Source organism: Marinitoga aeolica (genome assembly GCF_029910535.1).
GTDB classification, from domain to species: domain Bacteria; phylum Thermotogota; class Thermotogae; order Petrotogales; family Petrotogaceae; genus Marinitoga; species Marinitoga aeolica.
The window spans coordinates 2204208-2226664 of the sequence record NZ_CP069362.1; the positions used below are offsets into that span (position 1 = coordinate 2204208).

The 22457-nt window shown below is 26.9% G+C and carries 23 protein-coding genes and 2 tRNA genes; 19 read left to right on the forward strand and 6 right to left on the reverse strand.

The features are described 5' to 3' along the window. The 6 genes from JRV97_RS10445 to JRV97_RS10470 are packed head-to-tail and all read left to right on the forward strand — an operon-like array spanning nt 1 to nt 6161. Complete coding sequence (locus tag JRV97_RS10445) at nt 1-471, forward strand: DUF4894 domain-containing protein (protein ID WP_280998628.1); 471 nt, start codon at nt 1-3, stop codon at nt 469-471. A gap of 10 nt (nt 472-481) precedes the next feature. Next, entirely contained in the window at nt 482-1792 is a 1311-nt protein-coding gene (locus tag JRV97_RS10450) for a cell division FtsA domain-containing protein (protein ID WP_280998629.1), read from the forward strand. Beyond that, nucleotides 1782-2894 (forward strand): cell division protein FtsZ, encoded by a 1113-nt coding sequence (ftsZ, locus tag JRV97_RS10455; protein ID WP_280998630.1) that lies wholly within the window; start codon nt 1782-1784, stop codon nt 2892-2894. The genes JRV97_RS10450 and ftsZ overlap by 11 nt, the downstream gene beginning before the upstream one ends. Then, a complete protein-coding gene (locus tag JRV97_RS10460) occupies nt 2884-4023 on the forward strand; it encodes a GspE/PulE family protein (protein WP_280998632.1) in 1140 nt (379 codons plus the stop codon). The genes ftsZ and JRV97_RS10460 overlap by 11 nt, the downstream gene beginning before the upstream one ends. Before the next feature lie 11 nt (nt 4024-4034). Further along, entirely contained in the window at nt 4035-5270 is a 1236-nt protein-coding gene (locus tag JRV97_RS10465) for a hypothetical protein (protein WP_280998634.1), read from the forward strand. A gap of 15 nt (nt 5271-5285) precedes the next feature. Then, complete coding sequence (locus JRV97_RS10470) at nt 5286-6161, forward strand: DUF5685 family protein (protein WP_280998636.1); 876 nt, start codon at nt 5286-5288, stop codon at nt 6159-6161. A 21-nt stretch (nt 6162-6182) separates the two neighbouring features. Here the strand turns inward: JRV97_RS10470 and JRV97_RS10475 are convergent, their stop codons facing one another. The 6 genes from JRV97_RS10475 to JRV97_RS10500 all read right to left on the reverse strand — a co-directional run bounded on the left by JRV97_RS10475 (nt 6183) and on the right by JRV97_RS10500 (nt 11812). Then, on the reverse strand, nt 6183-7427 hold the full coding sequence (locus JRV97_RS10475; protein WP_280998638.1) for a DUF1015 domain-containing protein: 1245 nt from the start codon (nt 7425-7427) through the stop codon (nt 6183-6185). Nucleotides 7428-7602: 175 nt separating this feature from the next. Beyond that, a complete protein-coding gene (gene ybeY / locus JRV97_RS10480; protein ID WP_280998640.1) occupies nt 7603-8019 on the reverse strand; it encodes an rRNA maturation RNase YbeY in 417 nt (138 codons plus the stop codon). Further along, nucleotides 8009-9376: an HDIG domain-containing metalloprotein gene (locus JRV97_RS10485; RefSeq protein WP_407081549.1), complete on the reverse strand. Its 1368-nt coding sequence runs from the start codon at nt 9374-9376 to the stop codon at nt 8009-8011. Before JRV97_RS10485 ends, ybeY begins: the two co-directional genes overlap by 11 nt. Then, nucleotides 9363-10361, reverse strand: a complete 999-nt coding sequence (locus JRV97_RS10490) for a PhoH family protein (RefSeq protein ID WP_407081596.1) — start codon at nt 10359-10361, stop codon at nt 9363-9365. The genes JRV97_RS10485 and JRV97_RS10490 overlap by 14 nt, the downstream gene beginning before the upstream one ends. Nucleotides 10362-10366: 5 nt before the next feature. Beyond that, on the reverse strand, nt 10367-11356 hold the full coding sequence (locus JRV97_RS10495) for a 2-hydroxyacid dehydrogenase (protein ID WP_280998646.1): 990 nt from the start codon (nt 11354-11356) through the stop codon (nt 10367-10369). 12 nt (nt 11357-11368) lie between these two features. After that, nucleotides 11369-11812, reverse strand: a complete 444-nt coding sequence (locus tag JRV97_RS10500; RefSeq protein WP_280998648.1) for a hypothetical protein — start codon at nt 11810-11812, stop codon at nt 11369-11371. 151 nt (nt 11813-11963) lie between these two features. Here JRV97_RS10500 and JRV97_RS10505 point away from each other — a divergent pair, with 151 nt between their 5' ends. The 13 genes from JRV97_RS10505 to JRV97_RS10565 all read left to right on the forward strand — a co-directional run bounded on the left by JRV97_RS10505 (nt 11964) and on the right by JRV97_RS10565 (nt 22396). Then, entirely contained in the window at nt 11964-12737 is a 774-nt protein-coding gene (locus JRV97_RS10505) for a YdcF family protein (RefSeq protein ID WP_280998651.1), read from the forward strand. A gap of 11 nt (nt 12738-12748) precedes the next feature. Beyond that, a complete protein-coding gene (yqeH, locus tag JRV97_RS10510; RefSeq protein ID WP_280998653.1) occupies nt 12749-13870 on the forward strand; it encodes a ribosome biogenesis GTPase YqeH in 1122 nt (373 codons plus the stop codon). A gap of 16 nt (nt 13871-13886) precedes the next feature. Further along, nucleotides 13887-14477 carry a phosphate propanoyltransferase gene (gene pduL, locus JRV97_RS10515; protein WP_280998655.1) on the forward strand — a complete coding sequence of 197 codons (591 nt, stop codon included), beginning with the start codon at nt 13887-13889 and terminating at the stop codon, nt 14475-14477. 98 nt (nt 14478-14575) lie between these two features. Next, nucleotides 14576-14653: transfer RNA gene (locus JRV97_RS10520), tRNA-Thr, on the forward strand. A gap of 50 nt (nt 14654-14703) precedes the next feature. Further along, on the forward strand, nt 14704-15453 hold the full coding sequence (locus JRV97_RS10525) for a class I SAM-dependent methyltransferase (RefSeq protein ID WP_280998657.1): 750 nt from the start codon (nt 14704-14706) through the stop codon (nt 15451-15453). Next, nucleotides 15453-16079, forward strand: coding sequence for a sigma-70 family RNA polymerase sigma factor (locus tag JRV97_RS10530; RefSeq protein WP_280998659.1), 627 nt, complete (start codon nt 15453-15455; stop codon nt 16077-16079). Before JRV97_RS10525 ends, JRV97_RS10530 begins: the two co-directional genes overlap by 1 nt. After that, a complete protein-coding gene (locus JRV97_RS10535; protein ID WP_280998661.1) occupies nt 16079-16702 on the forward strand; it encodes a hypothetical protein in 624 nt (207 codons plus the stop codon). The genes JRV97_RS10530 and JRV97_RS10535 overlap by 1 nt, the downstream gene beginning before the upstream one ends. 79 nt (nt 16703-16781) lie before the next feature. Continuing rightward, nucleotides 16782-19259 (forward strand): leucine--tRNA ligase, encoded by a 2478-nt coding sequence (gene leuS, locus JRV97_RS10540; protein WP_280998663.1) that lies wholly within the window; start codon nt 16782-16784, stop codon nt 19257-19259. 13 nt (nt 19260-19272) lie between these two features. Continuing rightward, a complete protein-coding gene (locus JRV97_RS10545; RefSeq protein ID WP_280998665.1) occupies nt 19273-19929 on the forward strand; it encodes a redox-sensing transcriptional repressor Rex in 657 nt (218 codons plus the stop codon). Between the two features lie 4 nt (nt 19930-19933). After that, nucleotides 19934-20020, forward strand: a tRNA-Leu gene (locus tag JRV97_RS10550). Between the two features lie 42 nt (nt 20021-20062). Further along, nucleotides 20063-20752: a 16S rRNA (cytidine(1402)-2'-O)-methyltransferase gene (gene rsmI, locus JRV97_RS10555; RefSeq protein ID WP_280998667.1), complete on the forward strand. Its 690-nt coding sequence runs from the start codon at nt 20063-20065 to the stop codon at nt 20750-20752. Continuing rightward, on the forward strand, nt 20739-22142 hold the full coding sequence (gene xseA, locus JRV97_RS10560) for an exodeoxyribonuclease VII large subunit (RefSeq protein WP_280998669.1): 1404 nt from the start codon (nt 20739-20741) through the stop codon (nt 22140-22142). Before rsmI ends, xseA begins: the two co-directional genes overlap by 14 nt. Continuing rightward, nucleotides 22139-22396 carry a hypothetical protein gene (locus JRV97_RS10565; RefSeq protein ID WP_280998671.1) on the forward strand — a complete coding sequence of 86 codons (258 nt, stop codon included), beginning with the start codon at nt 22139-22141 and terminating at the stop codon, nt 22394-22396. The genes xseA and JRV97_RS10565 overlap by 4 nt, the downstream gene beginning before the upstream one ends. Nucleotides 22397-22457 lie beyond the last annotated feature (61 nt).

The window sequence follows — 22457 nt, forward strand, 5'->3', positions numbered from 1 at the left end:
ATGAGCACTTCTCGCACCTTATTGCTATTAATATCGATGTTATATTTATTTATTATTTTTTATATAGGTTCACAATTTTTTGTTACAAAAAGTCAACGATTAAGAAATTATTATGCAACACAACAACCTATATGTGTGGTAAAATTTAATAGCAGGTATCTTCTTTTAAGTAAAGATGAAATAATTTTTAAAATTTCAGATGTTCCTATTGTTGGTTATCCTATTATAAATTTTAAAGATTATTTTATTCATAAAAATGAAATAGCTAAATTGACCTTAAATCAGTTAAATTATATATCGAGAATAGATTTTAAACAAAAAATATTATATGTAAACATTGGTTATAAAATATTGTTTAATTCATGGCAAGATGTTGTAAATCATTTTAAAGATGTAATAAATAAGTTAGAGAAATATGAACCGGGGAATTATTATCTTCTCTCTGGAGGTAGCTTAATTAGCATTTATTAGGAGGGATAAAATGGCCAAAAAGGTTATTTATGCAATTGATGTAGGAAATTATTTTATAAAAGGAATTGCATTAGAAGAAAATAAAAATGGTTATCAACTTGTATCTAAAGCATTAGAACGAGCTGAAGGAATAGTAAATGGGCAAGTACAGGATGTTAGGTCTTTACGAAGAAAAATAGAAAATATTATTTATTCCCTTGAAGGTGAAAACAATAAAGCTAAAGAAATAGAAATAGTTTTATCATATGCTACAAATGAATTAAAAATTTCAAGGGAAGGTTATACCTTAGAATTTTCAGAACCTAAGGAAATAACTGAGGGAGATTTGGAAAGAATTAAAGCTAATATCCAACAGAAATATTCAGAATTAAATAAAGAAGTTTTGGACATTAAATTTGTTAACTTTGAAGTTGATGATAAAAAGGTAAAAAATCCAGTTGCTTTTGTCGCAAACTACAGTTTAAATGCACTTATAAATGTTGTGTGGGTACCTGAAAATTCTTTTGCGCCAATTAGGAATACAATAAAAAATTTAATAGAAGGTGAAATACCAATATATGATTCTACACTAGCATCAGCATATGGTGTAACCAATACTTCAGATAGAAATCTTGGAGTTGGAGTTGTAGATTTAGGACATTCTAAAGCCAGGATGTTGATATTTAAAGATGGAATACCTAAATTTTATTTAGATTTTGAAGTTGGAATGGAATATGTGTTAAAAGATATAATGCATGTATTAAAAACTTCAGAAAAAGAAGCCTTAAGATTATTAGAGGAACAAGCAGTTTGTCTTCAGGATACTAAAATAGTTAAAAAAATTGATTATTTAAGTTTAGTTGGAGACCATTATGAATATACTACTCAAAATTTGTTAAATAAAATTGTTTTTGCTAGAACAAGAGAAATAATAAATAAACTAAATAGTGATCTGGCAAAACTAGAATATGAAAATACCTTTGAAATTGCTGGTGGTTTACAGGCAGGAATAGTTCATACTGGTGGTGGAGCAAGAATAAAAAATATTGAAAAAACTATTTCAGACTTTATGGGTGCTCAAACAAGATTAGGGATTGCATCTAATAATGCTAATAATTTTTATATCGAGAATGCCGATGAATTATATAAAGATCCATTGTTTTCACCTATAATTGGTACAATTAATTTGTATTTTAGTGGTGCGAACATACCTAAATTATATATAGAAGATACAAAAACATATTCTGAAAATAATTATGTAGAAGAAAAAGTAGAAAAAAAGGGAGGGTTCTTCTCAAAGCTTGGAAGAATTCTTTTAGGAGGTAATGAAGATGCCATTTAATTTACCTATTGAAGATGAACCAAAGGAGATGTTTCATAAAAGACCAAAATATGTAATTAAAGTTATAGGGGTAGGTGGAGCCGGTAATAATGCCATTGAAAGAATGGTAAGGTTAGGAGTTTCTGATGTTGATCTTATAGCTGCAAATACAGATGTTCAAGTATTGGAATCAAGTAGTGCTAAATTTAAATTACAGCTTGGAAAAGAATTAACCAGGGGATTAGGTGCTGGCGGAAATCCTGAAAAAGGTGAAAAAGCTGCCGAAGAAAGTGTAGACGAAATAAGAGAAATGATTCAAGGTACTGACTTATTATTTATTACTGCAGGATTCGGCGGTGGAACTGGAACTGGTGCTTCTCCTGTAATTGCTCGTATTGCAAGAGAATTAGGAATATTAACTGTTGCTGTAGTTACAATACCATTTCATTTTGAAGGATCAACAAAACAAAAAATTGCTAATAGTGGGTTAAATAAATTAAAGCCATATGTAGATACATTAATTAAGATTTCAAATGATAAATTATTAGAAGATAATGATGATATTCCAATAAGACAAGCCTTTGCAAAGGCTGATGATATTTTATACCAGGGAATTACTGGAATATCAGATTTAATAACAAAAAAAGGTTTAGTTAATACAGACTTTGCTGATGTTGAATCAGTTTTAAAAAGAAGAGGTTCTGCAATGTTAGGTATAGGTTGGGGTAAAGGTTCTAATAAGGCAGAAGAGGCTGCTAAAAGCGCATTAAACTCCAAGTTTTTAGAGAATTCTGTTCAAAATGCCACAGCAGCTCTGGTGAATGTTTCGGGTAAAAATCCAACATTAAAGGATTTGAAAATTGTAACTTCTATTTTGCATTCTTATTCAACTGATGAAGTTAATTTGAAATATGGAATTACCGAAGTAGAAGATATGCAACCTGATGAATTAAAAGTTACTATTGTAGCCGCAGGATATAATAAGATATTGAATGATTTTGATGGAGAAAATATCTATGAAATTCCAGCTATATACAGATTATTTGGTAATAATGTCTTAAATGAAGAAAGAATTAAATTGGAAAAATATTTAGAAGCGCAGCAGGGAGATTATGAAGAATAATTTAGATGAAATATCTACTTTACAACTTTTTTATAATAAAAAAATAAGTAAAAATACAGAAATTAAAGATTTGAATTCTGGTATGCTTTTTGAAAAGTATATGAATATTCTTTTAGAAAATAAAGTTACAGATTTGCATTTTTCTCCTACAGTAGGTCAAACTGTAGTATCTTATAGATTCAATACAACATTGATAGAATATGAGAGGATATCTCAAAATTCATATGAGAAGATAATCACTAAAATTCAGGTATTATCAGGAATTGACATTATTAACGACAAGGATCCGTCAGATGGGTCCTTTACTTTTTATAATCATAGATTTAGAGTATCTTTGATAAAAAATTTTAACGGTATAAATTGTGTTATAAGAAAATTAAAAAATATATCTGATTTAACGCTTGATAATTTGAATTATTCTGAAAAATTCATTAATCATATAGAAAGAATAAAAACATTAAAAAGTGGTCTTATTCTATTTTCTGGTCCTACGGGAAGTGGTAAATCAACAGCATTAAGTTATATACTTATTAATATATTAAAAAGTTATCCAAAAAAAATTATTACAATAGAAAATCCGCTTGAATATCAGATACCAGGTGCTCAACAAATTGAAATAAGAAATGATTCTGAAAAAACAACAATCTTAAAAAACATATTAAGGCATGATCCTGATATTTTAATGACTGGGGAAATAAGAACTAAAGAAATAGCAAGATTAACTATTGAAGCTGCAATGACGGGGCATTTGGTTTTCTCAACAATACATTCAAATAATGTTTTTAATGTAATTAATAGATTAATTGAAATGGGAATTAGTAAAAATGATATATTTAATTCTACAAAGATAATATTTAATCAGAATTTTGTAAAGATATTGTGCGATTGCTATATAAATGAAAATGAAAAAGGGTGTAAAAAATGTCATTATACAGGTTATTCTGGAATAACACCTATTTTTGAAATTTTAGAAATTAATGAATTAACCAAAGCTTTTTTAAAAAATGAAGACTTTAAAAGTTTAAAGAATACACCTTTTTATATATCTTATGAAGAGGAATTAAATCAATTATTTATTAAGGGGAAAATATCTTTAGAAGATTACAAATCTTTTATTTCTGATAGTTAGAGGTGAATTATATGAAATATCATAGCAAGACACCTGAAGAATGGGAAAAATATGATGAGGAAAAGGAAAAAAAAGATTATATAAAAAAAATGCATAAACGAAGGCAAAAGATTAATAATATATTGATTATTTTTATTTCTATTTTAGCAATTTCATTGATTATGATATCAAAATATTATTTTCCAAGGTATAATCTTGGTTTTTCTATTTTGCTGAATGGGATTTCTTTTTCTATAATGTCAGAAGATAATTATACATATCCAGATGCTCTAAATATAAATGTGAATATGTTTAATACAAAAAGTAAACCAGAAGACATGAAATTAGATTCTTTTAGATTTAAAATTTATAAAATTACCAAAAGTTCAAGTGAAGTATTTTATAACTTTGAATATCCTAAGATAATAGACTATAAATTATATCCAATGGAAAGTAAAAAAATATTTGATTTGAAAAATATAAATCCTTTATCTAAAATTCCTAACGGAAAATATATTATAGAAACTGCATTTAATTATAACGGGAGAAAAATACGTTTAAAAAAAGAATTTAATTATATTCATTCTATTAAATATAATATATATCTTGAAAAAGGATTTTATACAGAAAATGAACGAGCAAAACTCTATATTGAACCAAAAAATTATTCTGCTGAAATAAAAAGTATTAATTTAATTGGAGATATTGAAATTTATACTAAAAAAAGGAAATTAATAAAAAAAATTCCGATAAATCTTGGTTATGTGACTTTGAAACCACTTGAAAAAAAGGAATACAGTATTATTTTACCTACAATTAAAAAAGGAACTTACGAATTATATTTTGTCTCAAAAGAATTAAATCAAGCAGTATATATACCTTTTCCTGTAACTGATAAAGTTGAAAGAAAATTAAAAAATGTCAATTTATCAGTAGATACTTATTTATTTTATCCTATCAATGAAACTTTTAAAGGTGCATTTTATATAAACAATCTGGATTTTAAAAAGGAAAGATTTTTAGAAATTGAAGGTTACACGATTCGATTAATAAATATAGAAAATAATACGATATTTTTTAATTATGAAAATAAAGATAAAAGAAGAATATATATTAGTGAAGGTGGCAAAACGTTAATTAATATTATTTTACCAGAACCACCGGTGAAATTGTCAATACCGGGTAATTATAAGTTAATATTTACAGTATTTGCAAATGAAAATTCTTTAGAAAAAGACTTAGATTTATATGTTGGAATTTCTCAATAAGGATGTGAAAGAATATTGTATGGGTATATTTCACTTTATTTTAAACCGAATGAAGATGAAAGATTAAATTATATAAGTCATTATTGCTCTATGTGTCATTCATTAAAAAAAGAGTTCGGGAATTTATATAGAATGTTTATAATAAGAGAAGTTTCTTTCTTTTCTATAATGAAATTAGATTTTGAGAAATCAAATATAAAAGAGATTACATGTCCATGGGTGGGCTTTAAAAAAAGATATATATATAAAAATTTGGACACATTTAAAGAATTTTCATATCTAAATGCATTTATTATATATGGGAAACTATTTGATAAATTACATGATTCGCATCTTGAAAATATGAAAATATTTATAAAAAATTTGAGGAAAAAAATAGTTGATTATTATGGAGAAAGTTTCATTACTGAATATGAAAATATATTAAGAGAACAATTTGAATTGGAAAAAGAAAAATTAGAATTAGAAGATTATTTTATACCTTCAATAAAGATTATTAATATGATTGTTAATAGGCATAGATTGAATTTACCTGAAGAATTTAGTTATTATGTTGGAACACTGATATATATATTTGATGCGTTATATGATTTCGAGAAAGATATAAAAAAGAACAATTTTAATCCTATTCATGTAATATATAACATTGATAAATTAAGCAAATTGTCTCTGCGGGAGAAAGAATACATAGATTTTATAATAGATTACTCTATAAAAAATATTTTAGATATATTTGAAAATGCTGAAATAAACAATAAGCATTTTGTAAAAAAATTATTTACATTTAGTGCAATACATCATAAATCTAAAATAGAAGAATTATTTCATGAATTTAAAAATCATAAAAATATTAAGTTGAATGATTCTTTATACTTAGAAATAAAAAAATAGAAGCCTGATGGCTTCTATTTTTTATATTTCATGAATTAATAATCCTGATCTTAATTTTGGTTCAAACCAAGTTGATTTTGGAGGCATGGTTTTATTATCATCAGCAACAGCCATTAATTCCTCAATAGATGTTGGGAACATTGAAAAAGCTACTTTCCATTCTTTTTCATCTATCCATTCTTCTAATGCTTTAACGCCTCTAATACCACCTAAAAAGTGAATTCTTGGGTCTTTTCTAGGGTTTTCTATTCCCAGTATAGGAGCTAATAAATAATTTTGTAAGATATATACATCTAATTGTTTAACAGGATCATTTTCATCTATTATTTCATTCTTTGCTTTTAATATATACCATTTTTTATTTATATACATTCCAAATTCATGCTTGGATTTTGGTTTATATGGGCTTTCTGGAGCATCTATAATTTCAAAATGTTCAGAAATCTTATTCATAAATTCATCATCGGATAGTCCATTTAAATCTTTAACAACTCTGTTGTAATCTAATATTTTTAATTCATCATGTGGAAAAACTACAGCCATAAAATAATTATATTCTTCATTTCCGGTATGTAATGGATTTTTGGATTTTAATATTTCCCTTGTTCTTGAAGCAGCTGCAGCTCTATGATGTCCATCTGCAATGTATAACGCTTCTACTTTTTCGAAAGCGCCCTCTAATTTTTTTATCAAATCTTTTTGAGTTAGAACCCATAATTCATGATGAACTTCTTTTTCATCAATAAAATCATAAATTTTTTCAGCTTTTTCAACACCTTCATTAATTAATTCTTTTATTTTATTTTCAGATTTGAAAGTTAAAAATACAGGTCCGGTTTGAGCTTCTAAAATCATAATATGTTTTGTTCTATCGTCTTCTTTATCTTGTCTTGTTAATTCATGTTTTTTTATTAAACCACTTTGATATTCTTCTACAGAAAAAGTAGCAAAAATACCTGTTTGTGAATGTCCTTGCCACGTTTCTCTATATAAATAAAGTGCGGGTTCTTTTTCCTCTATTAATATACCGTCTTTTTTAAACTGATCTAAATTTTCTTTAGCTTTTTTATATACTATTTCACTATGAGGATCAATCTCATTTTCAAAATCTACTTCTGCTCTGGTAACCCTTAAAAAACTGTTTGGATGTTTAGAAACAATTTCTTTAACTTCATTTTCTTCTAAAACATCATAAGGCGGACATGAAAATTCTTCAACAATATCTTTTCTTGGTCGCAACCCTTTAAAAGGTCTAATAATAGACACTTTAATACCTCCCTTATTTTTATTTTTATACCAGGACTATTATATCAATTAGAGTAAGTTTCCTCAAATAGATTCAATAAAAAAATAAGGTATTATAAAGTAAATATTATTAATTAAAGCAAAAAATCATGCATACTTACATATAAAGAAAATAATGAAATATTTTTCATATATATTAAAATAATTCTTTAAAATATTTGTCTTGGAGATCAAACATTTCTCTTTTTTCATTTTCATCAATGTGGTCATATCCGCAGATATGAAGAATACCATGAATTAAAATATAAAAAAATTCTTCTTCAAAAGTATTTCCAAATTCAGGTGCTTGCTCTTCAATCTTTTCAACTGAAATTATAATGTCACCAATAACGTCTTTGTCTAATCCATATTCAAAAGATAAAACATCAGTGGGGCCTTCTTTTTTTCTATATTCTTCATTGTAATATTTTATATTTTTATTGTCAGTAATAAGAATATTTAATTCATAATTTCCTTCACCAACTTCTTTGAGTAAGACATTTTTTGCAATATTTTTTAATTTATTTATATCGATATTTTTAATTTTTTGTTCATTAAATATATTAATTTTCAATTTTATTCACCTCTTTAAGCAATTCTTTTGGAATCTCAGGATAACTAATTCTTGAATGATTCATATTTAATATAGTTTCTGTCATTGAATGTGCAATTTTTTTAATTTCTCCCAAAGTTAAACCGCAATCGTCCAATTGACCTTCAAAAAAAAGATCCTGTATTAAATTATCTATTTTCTCTTCAATATTTTTTTTGTTAATTTCTTTCATACTTCTTGTAATAGCTTCTATATTATCAGCAATCATTAATATAGCAGCCTCTTTAAATTGAGGAATAGGACCAGGGTATTTAAATAAATCAGGAGGTAGATTTTCATTTGATTCCATATTTTTATGAAAAAAGTATCTTTTTATTCTTGTTCCATGATGTTGAACTATCAAATCTTCTATTAATATAGGTAATTTATATTTTTTTGCTAATTCTTTTCCTTTGGTAACATGAAGGTTTAATATTAAAGCGCTTAATTTAGGATTTATTTTATCATGCGGATTAATGCCCCTTTGATTTTCTGTGAAAAATAAAGGTCTTAATGATTTTCCAATATCATGAAAATAAGCTCCAACTCTTAGAAGAATAGGATTTGCATTTATAGATTCTGCTGCACTTTCAACTAGATTAGCAATAATTAGACTATGATAATAAGTACCAGAAGCATTTAATGAAAGTTTTCGTAATAAAGGATGATTTAAATTTCCTAATTCTAAAAGACCAATGTCGGAATATATTCGAGTTATGTACTCTAAATAAGGTAACACACCTAGTACAAATAACATTTGAACAAGATTAGATATAAAAATTTGAGGTATGGCTAAATATTCAAAATCTTTATATATTAAATAAATTATTATTTGAGAAATAGTAGCTCCTAAAAATGGTATAACTATTCTAACTCTTGAATATATTTTTTTGCTTAAATAAGCGCTTGTTAAACCAATTATAAAAAGAGAAATAAAAGTTTTTAGTGGAGAACCAATTAAAAAAGAAAAATAAAAAGCAAAAACAAGAGAAGATAAAAAGCCTAAATAAAAATTCATCATAAGGGTGATTGTCACAGCAACAAATAAAGGTGTAATGGAAGGATCAGAAAAATATTTTAAGGAGAAAATATTAATAATAATCCCTAAGTCTAATATTATTAAAAAAGATAACCAGTAATTTGCAGGATGCAAATTAAACATTTTATCCTTTTTTATCAAATATTGTGTAATAAAAAACCAGAATGGCATAAAAATTATCGTGAAGTTAAATAGAAAACTCCACGTAAAGTTATGCCATAATAGAATTTCTGTAAATATTTGCAATAAGAAAAAGTTAAAAAATAAAAAGATATTCATGTATATCTCATTTTTGTCCATCTTTTTCACCTTTTATTCTTTCAAATTTATCATATGCTTTTATAATTTCTTTAACTAAAGGGTTTCTAACAACATCATTTTCAGTAAGCTCAATAAAACTTATTCCTTTGATATTTTTTAATATATGTTGCACAATCAATAAACCAGAATCTTTTTTATTTTCAAGATCTATTTGTGTAGTATCTCCAGTCACTACAGCTCTTGAATTAAACCCTATTCTTGTTAAAAACATCTTCATCTGATAATACGTGCTGTTTTGAGCTTCATCTAATATGATAAAAGCATTATTTAAAGTTCTACCTCTCATATAAGCTAACGGAACAACCTCTATTATTCCTTTTTCTTTATATTCTATAACTTTATCAGCACTGATAAAATCCATCAGCGAATCATATAAGGGTCTTAGATATGGATCAACTTTGTCATATAAAGTACCAGGCAAAAATCCTAATTTTTCTCCAGCTTCTACAGCGGGTCTTGTTAAAATAATTCTTTGAACTCTACCAGTTTTTAAAAATTCGACGGCCATAGCAACTGCTAAATATGTTTTTCCTGTTCCGGCTGGACCTATACAAAATACAATATCATTTTCTTTCATAGTTTTTATATAGTCTGATTGGCCATAAGTTTTTGCCTGAACTCTTAGCCCACTTACTGTTGTATTAACAACTTTATTATAATCACTTTTGTTTGATTTAATTAAATCTTTTTCTGTTTCGTATAGAGAAACAATATATTGAAATTCTGTCCAATCAAGTAGATGACTATTAGACGTAATTTCTATAATTTCTTTTAATATATTTTTTACTTTATCAATATTTTTTTTCTTCCCTCCGTTTAAAATTATTTTATTTTCCAGATAAGAAATTTGAACATTGAATTTATTTTTTAAATATTTAACCCTATTATTATAAGTACCAAATATTTCAGTTAGTTCTATATCCTCAGGAATAGTTAAATAATCTTTTATAACAATCACCTCTATAGCAATTAGTATTTTTTGTCATAATCAACAATAGAAAGAGGAACACCAAATTTTAAATAATTTTTAATATTTTCTATAGTATAATCTATTCCAGCAGTAGTTGCATGATATGAATATCCTCCTACATGTGGAGAAAGAACAACATTATTGAATTCCCATATTGGGAATCTTGATGGCATAATATTCTTATTGTTAGTAGTTGGGTAGTTAAACCATACATCTAAAGCCACGCCTTTTAATATATTTTTTTGAATTGCACGGTATAATCCCTCTTCATGAATTAAACGGCCTCTTCCTACATTTATTAAATATTTTCCTTTCATTTTCATTAAACGCTTTTCATCAATTATTTCATATGTTTTTTCTGTTAATGGTAAAGTCAAAAATATCATTTCACTATCATTTAAAATCTTATCAATATCATAATAAACTTTATCAACATTTTTTGGCAAATAATCGATTTTCTTATTTTTTAAAATATAAATATGTGTATCAAAATTTTTTAAAAATTTTGCTATATTTTGTCCAATTGAACCAAATCCTAAAATTCCAATATTCATTCCTTGGATAGATGTCCAGGAATCGAATATAGATTCACCAACAGTGAAACCATGCCATATCCCTTTTTTTAAATCATTATGAAAAGGAACAATTTTACCTAAAAGAGTTAAGGCTAAAGCTACGGCTCTTTCAGCAACATATTTCCCGTTTCCGTGTGCATTGGAAATTATAACTTTTTTTTCTTTTAGTTTTTGCATTGGTAATTGTTCGACACCTGCAAAAGGAACAAATATAATCTTTAAATTTTTCGCAATTTCTAATTCCTTTTCAGTGATAAATCCACCAATTATTCCATCTGCAATTTCTAATAATTCTTCTTTTGTTTTTTTATGTTTTCCTGGAAAGATAATTTCTATTTCAGAGAAATGTTTTTTTAATTCATTAATTTTTTTATCCCAGTACGAGTTATGTTTGTGTAAAAATAAAAGTTTCAAAAAATTCCCTCCTTAGAAATTTTTTAATCTTTTTCCTAACAATTGTTCAATATCTTTTCTATAAACTCTTATTGTAACATAGGCCATTCCCTGTGTCATGTCGAATCCTTCATCTATTTCCTGAGCACCTTTGATAACTCCCCATAACGATGAATCTATTGTCTTATTTTTTAAAGCAAAATCTTTAATAGTTGTATTGGAATCAATAAATATTCCATAAATATACTCGACAGCTTTTGAATATGCATCCTGCCTGGCAGCTTCTAAAGCAGCTAATTTGGCTTGGGCTTCTTGTGGAAAAGATTTATAATCTATAATACCAAAACCTTTAAAATCATGATAAGCCGCGCCCTTTTGATTTTCAGGTTGAGAGAATATTCCAAATGTGTTTGCTCCACATGATGCAAACAAAAGAATTAATAATAAAAGCATTATAAAAAATAAACTTTTTTTCATCCTCATCCCTCCAATTTGTTATTTTTTCAATTTTATTATACCACAAATATAAGTATCTTATTTAGAATAAGTATTTTTTCATTAATATATCTATTTGTTAACAGGAGCTGTGGTATAATAAAAAATATAATAGGAGTATAGGAGGAGTTGTATGTTGTGGATTAGAAAAATAATACAATCTTTTTTTGAATTACCAGGATTGTTTGTTACATTAGTCATACTATTGAATTTTCGGATAAAAAAATCAAAAAAATTAAGAAAAATGATTATAATTACATCGTTTATAATATATCTTTTTTCTATTCAAATTACGTCAAGAATTTTAGTATATCCATTAGAAGATGCCTTTTCTCCAATAAATTATAATAAAATAGATAAAAGTATTCCTTCAATAATAGTTGTATTGGGGGGTGGCGCTATACCGAAAACTCCGAATTCACCTGTAATAGGGGAATTATCTGATCAAAGTTTTAAAAGAATATTTGCAGGTTATGAGTTGTATAAAAAAACAGATTTTCCTATAGTAATTTCAGGTGGGAAACCACCAAATACAAATTATGTTCCTGAAGCATTAATAATGAGAGATTATCTGGTTAGGTTTGGAGTTACTCCATCGAATATTTTTATTGAACCTGATGCACAAACAACAGAAGAAAATGGCAAGTTTGTAAATTCATTAATTGGAAGTATGAAAATAGATCGAATATTTTTAGTAACTTCTGCTATTCATCTATCAAGATCATATAAAATTTTTAAAAATTTTATAAATAAAGATATAGAGATAATTCCTGTACCTTCGAATTATTTGATAACAAGAGAAAAAATTACATGGTTGGATTTTAAACCAGATATATCAGCATTGGAAGCTAATGCTATGGCTATTCATGAATATCTGGGAATGATATATTTTTATATTTTTAAGTAAGAGGTGATAAAATGAAATGTCATGGATGTGGAGTTGAAATACAAACAAAAAATCCTGATGATTTAGGTTTTTTACCAGAACATATTTTTGAAAAATTTATTGGGCGAGAAGACGAGGCTTTATGTCAGAGATGTTTTAAATTAAAACATTATGGTGAATTAATTCCTATTCCTATAAATAAAAATTTTTATAATCAATTGAAAAGTATAATACATGAATTTAAGACTGTTTTATGGGTAATAGATATAATAGATTTTGAGGGGACATTTGATAAAGATATTTTGGAATTAGTAAAAAATAAAGAACTTTTTTTAATTATAAACAAAGTTGATTTATTGCCTAAAAGTGTATCTTTCTCAGAATTAAAGAATTGGGTATACAATAGAGTAAAAAATGAATTAGATATTAAAAAAGATAATATTCGCTTAATAAGTGCGAAAAAGAACTTTGGTATAAATAGAATGGTAAAGATTCTAAAGGAAAAGAGAATAGAAAAAGCTATAGTTATTGGAACTACAAATGTCGGGAAATCTTCTTTATTGAATAATATTACTAATGTAAAAATCACTACTAGTTCATTTCCTGGAACTACCTTAGGAATAGTAAAAAGAAAAATTTTGGATTCTGATATAGAATTATATGATACTCCTGGAATTGAGACTAAAAAAAGATTTACAGATTTTTTCGATATATATACTCAAGTTGAAATGATACCAAAAAAGACAATTAGTAGGAAAACATTTAAACCAGATGTAGGTAAAGTTATATTTGTAAGTTCTTTGTTTAGATTTAAAATACTTTCATTAGCAAAAGATAGTTTAAAACCAATATTTTTAATATTTGCTCCAGAAAAAATAGCTTTTCATCAAACAAAAGAAGAAAGAGTCAATGATTTATTGAAAAATCATATTGGAGATATATTATTTCCGCCATATGAGAAGGAATATCCTTTGAATATTGAATATGAAAAAGAAATCATTTCTATAGATGAAGGTGATGAATTAGCAATGCCGGGGTTGGGATGGATTTCCGTCAGAAGAGGTCCTTTAAATATTGAAGTAGTAAAACCTAAAAATATTGAATTAGTTATTAGAAAACCATTAATTACTCCAAAAAGAGGGAATATTATATAATCGGAGGTGTAGGTATATGAAATTAAAAGAACCAGGAATTATTGTAGGTGTTTCAAACAGACATGTTCATTTATCAAAAGAAGATTTAGAAATTTTGTTTGGTGAAGGTTATGAATTACATCCTATAAAAGATTTAAAACAACCAGGACAATATGCCGCAGAAGAAGTTGTAACTTTAGTTGGACCTAAAGGAAAAATCGAAAGGGTTAGAGTTTTAGGTCCAGTTAGAAAAGAAACACAAATAGAAATTTCACAAACTGATGCATTTAAATTAGGAGTCCAACCACCAGTTAGAGATTCTGGAGATCTTGATGGAACACCAGGTATTAAAATTGTTGGACCTAAAGGAGAGGTTGAAACTAAAAAAGGATTAATTTTAGCTAAAAGACATATTCATATGTTACCAGAAGATGCAGAGAAATATGGCGTTAAAGATAAAGATTTGGTTTATGTTGCTGTTGAAAAAGGAGATAGAAAATTAATATTTGGTGATGTATTAATTAGAGTTAGTCCAAAATATGCTTTGGAATTTCATGTTGATACAGATGAAGCAAATGCTGCATTGATAAAAACAGGTGATGAAGTAAAAATAGTAGAAGAATTTTAATACCCGGTTTCTAAACCGGGTATTTTTATTATTAATATAATTCAAAAGAGTTTTTAACTTGACTAAAAAATTATTTTATTGTATAATATACTAGGTTTGCAGGTGTAGCTTCAACAGGTTAGAGCGCTGCCTTGGTAAGGCAGAGGTTGTGGGTTCGAGTCCCATCACCTGCTCCAGTTACTCCCCGAATTATCGGGGATTTTATTTTATTAATAGGGGGATTATTATGAAATCATGGGAATATTATGATAAAATTGCTAATGAATATGATTCTATGTATAATGATCCATATTGGCAAATGCATAATAAGGTTTCTGAAAGAATAATTTTTAATAATATAAAAATAAATAAAGGAAAAATACTCGATATTGGTGCAGGAACCGGTTATTGGACTAAAATCTTTTTAGATAAAAATTTTGAAGTTTATTCATTGGAACCGTCTAAAAAAATGTGTGAATTAATGAAAAAAAGATTTGAAAATTATGATAATATAAAAATTATAAATAGTTTTGCTGAAGATATTCCTATTGAAGACAATACTTTTGATATAATACTTGCAATGGGAGATATACTGAGTTATTCAGAAGATCAAGAAAAGTTTATAGCAGAAACATATAGAGTATTAAAAAATAATGGTATTTTTATTGGAACTGTTGATAATTTAAATAAATTTATTTTCGATGCTTTTTTTTCGAAAGATTTTGATATAATAAAAGTAATGGAAAGAGAGAAAAAAATAAAAGTTGGAGTATCTGAGCATATGTCATTTTATTCTAAATTATTTACAAAAGAAGAAATTGAAAAGTTTTTATTAAAATATTTTAATAACGTGAAAATCTATGGAATAATGTCATTTCCTTGGGAAAACGTTCCTGATATTTCAAATTATTGGGCAAATGTATTAGAATTGGAACTGAATTATTCAGAGAAATTTTATGATGTTGCAGAACATTTATTATATATGGTTGTGAAATAATGAGTAAATATAAATTAAGGACATTACGCGTAGAAGGTTTGATTAAGTTAGCTCAATCTGGAGATAAAGAAGCAATGAATTTGATCATGGTTAAATTTGAACCCATGATTAAGTCAATTGCTTCAAAATATTATGGTGCTTGGGCAGAATTTCAAGATTTAGTTCAAATAGGTTTTGTGGGTTTAATACAGGGGGTTTATTCTTTTGATGAGACTAACAAAACAAAATTTTCTACATTTGCTTATTTAAATATTTCTTCTGAAATAAAATCTTTTTTAACTTATCTTAATAGATTAAAAAATAAGGTATTGTCAGACGCAGTAAGTATAGAATCTATGTTTGAGGATTATTCTGAAGATTCTGATTATTATTTTGAGGTTCCATCTGAAACAGATTTATATCAATCTGTTGTATATAATTATATATTTGAAAGATCTATTGAACAAATGAAGGATATCGAAAAAGAAATTGTTAAAATGTGGTTGGATAATAATTCATATGATGAAATTTCCAAAGAAATTAATATTTCAAAGAAAAAAGTAGATAATACCATACAGAAATTCAAAAAAGTTGCAAATAGGGTAATGAAATATGTTAATTCAGCAATAGCGATAGGAGGTAAATGATGAGAATAACAAGAATATTGTTATATTTAGCAATAATATTATCTGTAATTTCAATAATAATGTCGATTGGAAGCGAAATAAGATTTTCAAAATTCCAAAATTATATGGAAAGCCTATTTAATAGGCAAAATGCGAAGGTTAATGATAATGTGTCTATGTTAAACACTAAATTAGAAGAAATGGGAAAGTATTTTGAACCAAATGGAATTGTAGAAAAATTTATTAATTATAAAAGTAATTTGGAAAAACATTTAAATGATCTGGAGAAGTTATTAACTCTAGCTCAAGAGGATCAGAATGTTGGGTATTTTCAATTATATATTACAGGTTCAAGAGAAGTTTGGATAGGAATTAAAGATGAGAAAGAAAAATATATATTTCAGGGTATGTTAAAACCTGGACTATCTCCTTATAAATTTTATTTCTTTAAAGATCCTTCTATAAGAACCTCATATACAATAAATGTTCCATATAATGCACAAATTCAGACGGCTAATCCGGATAATGTATATTTTTTAATTCAAGAGCCTGGTCAAAGAAGATTAAAAAAAATGCCAGAAGCAAAACTAAAAAATATATCTGAAGAATTAAATCTATATATACCAACCATTCGAGGTAAATAGTTAAAAAGGTCTTTTAATTTGAAGAAAATTTTGGTATAATATATGAGAAAGTTATCACTTGAATATAGGAGGGAAGGTCATGGATTATAATCATATAGAAATCGAGCAAAAATGGCAGAAAGAATGGGAAGAAAAAAAGGTATTTAAAACTTCACAAAGAAGCGATAAAGAAAAATATTATGTTTTAACAATGTTTCCTTATCCATCAGGTACGATCCATGTTGGACATGTTAAAAATTATGTTATAGGTGATGTAGTAGCAAGATATAAAAGAATGCAAGGATATAACGTATTACATCCATTTGGATATGATGCTTTTGGATTGCCTGCAGAAAATGCAGCTATAAAGAATAATGTTAATCCAGGAGAATGGACATTTAAAAATATAGAGACTATAAGAAATCAAATAAAAAAAATTGGAATTAGTTATGATTGGGATAGAGAAATTGCAACATGTACTGAAGATTACTATAAATGGACACAATGGATATTCTTAAAATTGTATGAAAAAGGTTTGGCATATAAAAAACATGCGGCAGTAAATTGGTGTCCAAGCTGTAAGACTGTTTTAGCTAACGAGCAAGTAGTTAATGGTAAATGTGAAAGATGTGGAACTGAAATTGAAATGAAAAAGCTTGAGCAATGGTATTTTAAGATAACAGAATATTCTGAAAAATTATTAAACGATCTTGATATTCTTGAAGGATGGCCAGAAAATGTAAAAATAATGCAAAAGAATTGGATTGGGAAAAGCGTTGGAGCTGAAGTTAATTTTACTATAGATGGAACAGAAAAAGAATTAACAGTTTTTACAACGAGACCTGACACATTATGGGGAGTAACTTTCATGGCTTTAGCTCCTGAATCACCATTGGTTGAAGAGTTAACAACACCTTCTCAAAAAAAGGAAGTTGAAGAATTCTTAAATAGAGTAACGAAGGAAGATAAATTTAAGAGGATTGCTCAAGGGGCTAAAAAAGATGGTGCGTTTACAGGAAGTTATGCTATTAATCCTGTAAATGGCGAAAAAATTCCAATTTATGTGGCAAATTACATTTTATTTGAATATGGAACAGGCGCCATAATGGCAGTTCCTGCACATGATCAAAGGGATTTTGAATTTGCTAAAGAATTTAATTTACCAATAAGAATCGTCATTAAGCCAGAAAATTCAGATTTAAAGGTAACAGATTTACAAGAAGCGTTTACTGAAGATGGAATAATGATTAATTCTGATAAATTTGATGGAATGAAGAACAGAGAGGCTTTACCTGAAATAATTAAGTGGTTAGAAGAAAATAAATTAGGGAAAAAGAGTATTCAATATAAATTAAGAGATTGGCTAATATCAAGACAAAGATATTGGGGAGCACCTATACCAATAGTATATTGTGATGATTGTGGTATAGTGCCTGTTCCAGAAAAAGACTTACCGGTAAAACTACCAACTGATGTTAAGTTTGAACCCACAGGGAAAAGTCCGTTAACATATACAGAAGATTTTATACATACGACATGCCCTAAATGTGGTAAACCAGCAAGACGAGAAGTAGATACAATGGATACATTTGTAGATAGTAGTTGGTATTATTTAAGATATATTAATCCAAAAATGGAAGATAAACCATTTGATACAGATGATGCAAATTATTGGCTTCCAGTTGATCAGTATATTGGTGGTGTCGAACATGCGATTTTACATTTACTATATTCGAGATTTATTACTAAAGTTTTATATGATTTGGGATATATAAACTTTATTGAACCGTTTTCAAATTTATTTACTCAAGGAATGATTTATAAAAATGGGGCTAAAATGTCAAAATCCAAAGGAAATGTTGTTTCGCCTGATGAAATGGTTGAAAAATACGGAGCAGACACATTGAGGCTCTATATGTTATTTATGGGACCTCCAGAAAAAGATGCAGAATGGAATGATGCTGGTCTAGAAGGTGTAGCAAGATTTATGAATAAAGTTTGGAATTCAATGTCAAAAATAATAAATATTACTAAAAATGTAAATATAAAAAATATGAATTTGAATACAAAGGAAGAAAAATCTCTTAGAAGAAAATTACATCAAATGATTGGAAAAATTACAAATGACATTGAAAAGAATTTTCAATTTAATACAGCAATTAGTGGTATGATGGAGTTAATTAATGAGTTGAACAGCTATATGAATAATACTCCAGAAGAAAAATGGAACAAGGAGTTGCTAAAGGAAGTAGCTCAAGATTTTATAATATTATTATCCCCATTTGCTCCACATTTAGCAGAAGAATTATGGCATATGATGGGTCATTCAACTTTTGTTTTAAATGCAAAATGGCCAGAAGTAGATAAAAATGCATTAAAAGTTGAAGAGTTAGAAATAGTTGTTCAAATAAATGGGAAGGTAAGAGCAAAAATAGTAGTAGATGCAAATGCCACAGAAGAAGAGATAAAAAATAAAGCATTTGAAGAGGAAAAAGTGAAAAAATATCTTGAAAATTCGGAAGTAAAAAAGGTAATATTGGTAAAAGGGAAATTGCTTAATATAGTTATAAAAAAGTGATTGGGGGTAAATTATGAAAAATCCAAAAATACCAAAACCAACAATTAAAAGGCTTGCAATGTATTATAGATGTTTGGAAAATAAAAAATCTGCTGGAATGCAAAAAACATCATCTAAAGATTTAGCGGATTCGTTACATATTAAAGCGAGCCAAATAAGAAAGGATTTATCTTATTTTGGAGAATTTGGGAAACGTGGGGTAGGTTACGATATTGATAAATTAATGAATTCTATTAAAACAATTTTAGGGCTTAATAAAAAATGGAATGTTGCTATTGTAGGAGTTGGAAATTTAGGATCGGCTATTGCAAACTATACAGGACTTGAAAAAAGTGGTTTTTATATTAAAGCTGCGTTTGATAAAAATAAAAATAAAGTTGGAACACAAATTTCTGCAGGAATTCTTGTATATGATATGAGAGATTTGAAAAAGGTTTGTAAAGAGAAAAACATTGAAATAGCTATATTGACAGTTCCCTCAGAAGTTGCACAAAAAGTAGCTAATCAATTAGTTGAAACTGGGATAAAAGGAATATTAAATTTTGCTCCAATATCATTAACATTGCCTGAAAGCATTTCTGTTGAAAATGTAGATTTTACTATATCATTAAAATCATTAACATATGATATTATTTCCAGCAATAAAAATCTTTATGAAATAGAAGAATGAAAAAGCCGAGGTGGCGGAATTGGCAGACGCGTATGACTCAGAATCATATGGACTTATGTCCATGCGGGTTCAAGTCCCGTCCTCGGCACCATATAGCCCGCGGTAGCGGGTTTTTTTAATGAGAGGTGAAAATATGGGAAAATTATTCATTATAGGAACGCCAATAGGAAATTTAAAAGACATTTCTTTAAGAGCTATTGAAACTTTAAAAGAATCTGATATTATTTTTGTCGAAGACAAAAGGGTTACAATAAAGTTATTGAATAATCTGGATATAGGGAAAAAAGAATTATTTACTTTCAGCGAATATAATGCAAATAAAGTTTTAAAAAAGGCTGTAGAGTTAGTAAAAGAAAATAATGTTTGCTCTTTAGTAAGTGATGCCGGAATGCCTGTTATTTCCGATCCGGGTTATCAATTAATAAACAAATGCTGGCAAGAAAATATTGAAGTTGATATTATACCTGGTCCAAATGCGCCATCTGCTGCAATTGCAGTAAGTGGATTTCCAGGGTCAAAATACATGTTTCAAGGCTTTTTGCCAAGAGGTAAAAATAAAAGAAGAGTTTTAAGAAAAATAAAAGATTTAGGTATTCTATTTGTGTTTTTTGAATCTCCACAAAGATTGAATAATACTTTGAAAGAAATATTGGAAATAGTTGGAGATAGAGAAATATTTATTGCTAGAGAAATGACAAAAGTACATCAAGAATTCTTTAGAGGAAAGGTCAGCGAAGCAATAATTCACTTTTCAGAAAAAAATATAAAAGGTGAAATAACTGTTGTATTATCTGGAAAAGAGGGTGAAAATGAAAAAATTTAAAGATTTATTAGATTTAGTTAAATGGATTACAAATGAATTAGAAAAAACATCTATTTTAGATGATACTATAGTATTTTCTGGAGATATATCAAAAGCAAAAACAAGCAGCTCTGGGGATTTATATATTGAAATTTCCCAAAGAAATGACAATGGGAAGACTTATAAAATAACTGTATTTTTATCTAGATATTACATAAAAACATTATTAGATAATTTAAAGTTAAAAAATATTTTTGAATTAGAGAATAAAAAATGGATAGTTATTGGAAAGTTGTCTTTTTGGCCATCTTCGTCATCATTTGCAATAAAGCTTCAATCACTTTTGCCATCTGGAGAATCCAATCTTGAAAAAAGAAAAAGAGAGATACTAAATAAATTAAAATTAGAAGGATTAATTAGAACTAAAGAAAATAAATTAGAATTCCTTGAACCAATAAGAAAAATAGCTGTAATTTCTTCCGAAACAGCAGCTGGTTATGGAGATTTTATAAAGAATATTAACAAATTAAAAAATCCTCCCCTAATCCACCTTTATCCATCACCAATGCAAGGAATAGAGGTTCCAATAAGTATTAGTAAATCACTAAAATTAATAATAGATTCCAAAATAGATTATGATGTTATTGCTATTATTAGGGGTGGAGGGGCTAAAGCTGATTTAATGTATTTTGATGATTATAATTTAGCTCAAAATATAGCCTGGGTTTCAAATAATAAAATTCCAATTTTAACTGGTATTGGTCATGAACAGGATACTACCATACCAGACTTTGTATCTTATATGAGATTTTCAACACCAACTGAAGTTGCAAGAGCAATAGTAAAACAAATAGAATATTATAATAAAAAAATAGATGATAATTTTCAAAATATAATTTATTCTATTAATAACATATTCATACAAGCAGAATTTTTTTCCAAAAATATATTGAATAATTTAAGTAGTATGATAGATCAATTTTTTGAAGAAGAAAATAATAAAATGAAATTATATTTAAACGTATTAACTAATTTTTCTAATATAATTTATTCCAATGAGCAAAATTTAAATAAAGCTATAAATAGTATTAAATTCTTTTCTAATTATATAGGTAATAATTTAGAAAACCTTGAAAAAAATAATGACAAAATTGAGGAAAACTTAAAATATTTTTTCGATAATTATCTCTCAAACAATTTAAAAAAACTAAATGATTATTATTTAAACATAACAAAAAATAGTCCATTTAGTGCTTTTTTAAGTGGTGGAGCTGTTTTGATTCAAGATTCTCAAAAAATTGATAGTATATATAAAGCAAATATGGAAAAAAATTTAGAAATTATATTATATGATGGAGAAATGAAGACAGAAATAAAAGAAATAAAACATTATAGGGAGGAAGAAAAATGACTATTGATGAAATTTTAAAATTATCAAAAACTGAGTTGAAAAAATATTCTTTTAAGGAAATATCTAATATGCTTGAACTAATTTCTCAAATATTCCAAAAAAACAGTAATGATTTAGATGTAGAATATGCTTTAGAAATATATAAAAAAGGATTGGACTTACTTTTGATTGCCAAGGAAAAACTAGCTATAACAAAAGAAGAAAAGGAAAAAATTGATAAGAAATTTGAAGAAATAAAATCAAAATTTGAATAATACCTCCATTTTCTAAGGAAATTTTAAGGAAAGTAAGGTATCATTAAGTTGAAGTTAAAAA